Raw genomic sequence first — 4477 nt, 5'->3', positions numbered from 1 at the left:
TCCACATGCCGCAGCAGCCGACGAGCAGCATCTTGCTGAAGAGGTTGTCGATCCTCATGGCGAGCAGCAGCGTCGCGAGGATCATCCAAGCGAAGAGCGCGAGCAGGAGCACCGAGCCGACGAAGCCGAACTGCTCCGCGAACAGCGCGAACACGAAGTCCGTGTGGGCCTCGGGAAGAAACCCGGAGCCGGCCTGCGAGGCGTTGCCGATGCCCTTGCCCAAAAACCCGCCGGAGCCGACCGCAATCTTCGCCTGGCGCAGGTTATAGCCGTAGCCCTTCGGGTCGGCCGCCTCATCGACAAAGACGATCAGGCGCTTGATCTGGTAATCCTTGAGGACGTGAGGGAGACCCGGCGTCATGGACGACCACACGACGAGCGCGACGGCGCCGACGATGAGCGCGATCGTGGGCACGACCCACTTGGAGGGCGCGCCCGAGCAGATGATGATGGCCGCACCAGCAAAGAGGATCACGAGGCCCGTGCCGAGGTCGGTCACGACGAGCAGGCCGAGGGGCAGAAGCAGCGTGCCACAGAGCTTGGCATAGTCCGTGAAGGTCTCGATCTTCCCGTTGTACTGGCCGCTCGCGGCCGCCATGAGCAGGATCGTGACGAGCTTGGCGGGCTCGGAGGGCTGGAACCGGAAGTGGATGAGCGGCAGCTGAACCCAGCCTGTCATGCCCTTCGCCTCGAAGCCGAGGCCCGGGAAATGCGGCAAGACCATGAGCACGCAGTCGATGACGAGCAGCGTCGTGACCATACCGGAAAGCGCGCGCGTGTCGTAGCGCCACACGAGGAAGGCGAGGAAGGCTCCCATGGCGATGCCGACCAGATGGCTCGAGAAGCGCGCCTCGGCAATGGTGAGCGACGCGGACCATATGGTGACGACGCCGACGATGACAAGGAGCGCCGCGGGGATGAGCTGCGAGAGATAGAGGTCGCCCAATGGCCCGCGGCCGCCCGAGATCCTGGCCCCGCGCTCATCGTTGCCGAGCATCTTGTCGGCGGCCCTGCCGAGGATGCCGCCGGTGGCCGTGCCCAGCCCCGTCATTGATTTGGATGGCATGGAAGGGTCCTCCCAGGCTAATCGGTGGTGTCGGAAACGGTCGTCGCGGTGTCGGGCTGGCCATAGATCTGCCCGAGAACGTCGCGGGCGACGAGCATGGCCGTGGTCGAGCCCCAGTCGCCGCCGTCGACGTTCGCCGCGACGACGTACTTGGGGTCGTCAGCGGGTGCGTAGGCGACCATCCAGCAGATATTCCTGCCGACGGAGGTCTGCTCGCCGGTGCCCGTCTTTCCCGCGACCTTCACGTTGAGGTTCGTCCAGTGGGCCGCCTGGCTCTCGCTCTCCTCATAGATCACGCCCTCGAGGCCCCGCTCAACGAGGTCGCGGTAATCATCTTCCTCGCTGATATCGTCGGTCTGCGAGACCTTGTAGTCGATCACCGAGCCGTTACCGATGTTGCTCTTGACGCACTTGAGCACGTGCGGCTTGAAGACGGGCCCTCGGTTGGCGATGCTGGAGTACGCGTGCGCAATCTGCAAGCAAGTGACGAGGATGTCGCCCTGGCCGATGGCGATGTTGCAGTAGTCGCCGGGGTGCCACTCGCGGTCCGCGTCGGGCAGGCTCGAGAAATAGTCCCACTTCCAGGCGGCGTCGGGAACGCGGCCCACGGCCTCGCTCGGCAGGTCGATCCCCGTGGCGGAGCCGAAGCCGTACTGGCGGAACTTCTGTTGCATGCCGTCCTTGTTGCTGGAGTTCGAGAAGCCCTTGCCAATATCGTAGAAAACGACGTCGCACGAGAATGTGATGCCCTGCTGCAGGTTCAGCCCTCCATGGCCGTCGTGGTTGTAGCACCACATGCCGTAGGCCTCGCCGAGACCCGTCCACCAGCCGTTGCAGACATAGCCAGACTGAGGCGTCGCGATGCCATTGTCGAGCGCGGCGAAGGATGTGAAGGGCTTGATGGTGGACCCCGAGGGGTACTGGCCCGAGATGGCACGGTTGAGCAGCGGATAGTTGGAGGCCTCGTTGGTGAGCCCCTCCCAGTCCGAGTTCGCGATGCCGCCTACGAAGATCGAGGGCGAGAAGGTAGGGGCGCTCGCCATCGCGAGGACCTCGCCGTTCGTGCAGTCGAGGCAGACGACGCTGCCGCCTGCGGGGTTCTTGCCCTTCTGCCTGAGCTCCGTCAGTACCTTCTCGAGAGAATCCTCGGCGGCCTTTTGGATGCCGGAGTCAATGGTGAGCACGACGTCGCTGCCGCTCTGCGGGTCGATCTTGGTCGAGGACTGCAGGATCTTTCCGTTGGAATCGACGTAGACGGTCTGCTCGCCCCGGATACCCTGCAGGATGCTCTCGTACATGGCTTCGACGCCGGCCTGGCCGACGACGTCGCCGGACTTGTACTGGACCGAGGAGTCATCGGATCCCGAAGCCTCCAGCTGCTCGGCCGTCACGGTGCCGGTGTAGCCGACGACGTGGGCCGCCAGCGTCCCTTGCGGGTAGGAACGCTGGGAGCGCTGCTGGACGGAGACGCCAGAGAAGGCGGCCGGGTGCTCGCCGAGGTAGGCCACGACCCGGCGCGAGACGTCGGTGGCGACGGTCCTCACGGACTGGGCGCCCTCGGAGGAGTCGATGACCTTGCGGTAGACAGCCTGGCGCGGCATGCCGATCAGGTTGGCGAGCAGCTGCATCTCCACCTCGTCGTCGGCCACGTCCGCGTCCGCCACGACGGTCAGGCTCGAGCGGTTCGACACGATCTCGGCGCCGTTGCGGTCGAGTATCCTGCCGCGTGGGGCAGCGGTGGTGACGGTCCTCGTGCGGTTGGACTCGGCTTCCTTGGTGTACTCGTCGCTGGAGACGAGCTGCATGGACCAGAGTCGCGCGAGAAGCGCGGCGAAGATCGCGCCGATGACGGCGGCGAACCCGACGAGTCGCGAGGAGTAGGTCGTCTCGGCCGACTCGTCCCGGCCTCCGGAGGCCCGCGGGGCGCCGCCGCCGATGTCGAAGGTGTAGGCGGCCTCGGAACGCCCGAAGACGAGGAACAGCGCTATGAACACGACGGCGATGACCGCGCACACTATGACAATCAGCAGAGACAGATCCATGACCGCCCCTTAGAAGCCCCTGCGCGAGAGATGGGTGCCTGCGCCGAAGGAGTTCGAGCGCACGCGCGAGAAGTAGTACGCGAACGGCAGGAAGGCGATGATGGTAAGAAATGCGGTGGGGATGGCGCGGAAGAAGAGCGCGTCGATAAGCGAGCTCGAGTCCCCGACAAGCAGCATCGTGAGCCCATAGGCGACCGAGACCCCGAGCGCCGCGGCCGAGAACAGCGCCATGCTCGCGCCGAAGTCGCCGGCCATCCGATTGCGGTGCTCGCCGCCGAGCAGGTGCGAGCAGACGGTCAGGAGCAGGGACATGAGGCCGATCGGCCCCGTCGTGGAGAGATCGAAGAAAAGACCCGCGAAAAAGCCTATGACCGTCGCCTGGGATCCGCCGCGCGTCAGCGCCACGCACGCCGCGAAGACGAGCGCGAAGTTTGCCCGCCCGTTGCCGAGCGCGATGTTCGGGGCGAGGGTGAGCTGGCACACGGCGCAGACGGCCCCGAGGATGAGGAGACCCTTGGTGTCGTGGCCCTTATCGGCGATCTGCATGGATGCTCCCTCCCCTACTCGCTGTAACCGTCGCTGGAAGCGGATCCGCTGCCCGCATCACCGGACCCCTGGCCCTCATCGCTCGCCGACGATTTATCGGAGGAGTCATCAGAGCCAGAATCGGACGAGGAGGACGAGCTCGAGGTCTCCTGCGAATCGGCGGACTTGATGTCGTCGGCAGTGGCCTCCTGGCCCTCCGTGAGCGACGTGATGACGATGACCTCCTCGTAGTTCTCGGTGCTCGCGAAGGCGTCGACCGTCACTTCGAGGTAGAGCGAGCCGGGGGTGTTGTCGACGTTGGAGACCCTGCCCAAAGGAAGTCCCTTGGGGAACACCCCGCCGAGTCCGCTCGTGACAACGAGATCGCCGACCTGCACGTTCTGCGAGGTCGAGATAAGGTCGAGCGTGATCTGGCCGGTGGCCGAGCCGTTGAGCATGCCCTGGGCGCGGCTCGACTGGATCATCGCGGAGACCGAGGAGTTCTCGTCGGTGATCAGACGGACCACAGACGAGGTCGGCCCGCACGAGATGATCTGGCCGATGACGCCGTTGGAGGCCATGACGGGCATGCCGACCGTGAGCCCCGAGACGGAGCCGAGGTTGATCGTGACCGTCGAGGTCCAAGAGTCGCTCGACCCGGAGATGATGCGCGCGCCCTTCGACTGCAGGCTGTAGCTGTCCTGGATGCCGAGGAGGTCCTGGAGCCGCTTGGCGGTCTGCTCCGCCTCCTCGAGCTCGGCGTTGCGCGCCTGAAGGCGCTCGTTGTCCGCCTTGAGGTCGGACAGCGTCGCCTGATCCGCGGTGAGGTTCGCGAAGATGTTGC

At 65.6% G+C, this 4477-nt stretch carries 4 protein-coding genes; all 4 read right to left on the bottom strand.

From position 1 onward, the window contains the following. On the bottom strand, window positions 1–1066 hold a 1066-nt coding region (locus ACT84W_RS02690), incomplete at its 3' end, for an FtsW/RodA/SpoVE family cell cycle protein (protein WP_444328124.1). A gap of 17 nt (window positions 1067–1083) precedes the next feature. After that, a complete protein-coding gene (gene mrdA, locus ACT84W_RS02685; RefSeq protein WP_444328123.1) occupies window positions 1084–3108 on the bottom strand; it encodes a penicillin-binding protein 2 in 2025 nt (674 codons plus the stop codon). A gap of 9 nt (window positions 3109–3117) precedes the next feature. After that, complete coding sequence (gene mreD / locus ACT84W_RS02680) at window positions 3118–3654, bottom strand: rod shape-determining protein MreD (protein WP_417576519.1); 537 nt, start codon at window positions 3652–3654, stop codon at window positions 3118–3120. 14 nt (window positions 3655–3668) lie between these two features. Beyond that, window positions 3669–4477, bottom strand: an 809-nt coding sequence (mreC, locus tag ACT84W_RS02675) for a rod shape-determining protein MreC (protein ID WP_444328122.1), incomplete at its 5' end; no start/stop codon positions are given.

The sequence above is a fragment of the Paratractidigestivibacter sp. genome, assembly GCF_052362415.1.
GTDB lineage: Bacteria > Actinomycetota > Coriobacteriia > Coriobacteriales > Atopobiaceae > Paratractidigestivibacter.
The sequence above is the reverse complement of the archived record's forward strand: the minus strand, read 5'-3'. Positions and strand labels throughout refer to the sequence as shown.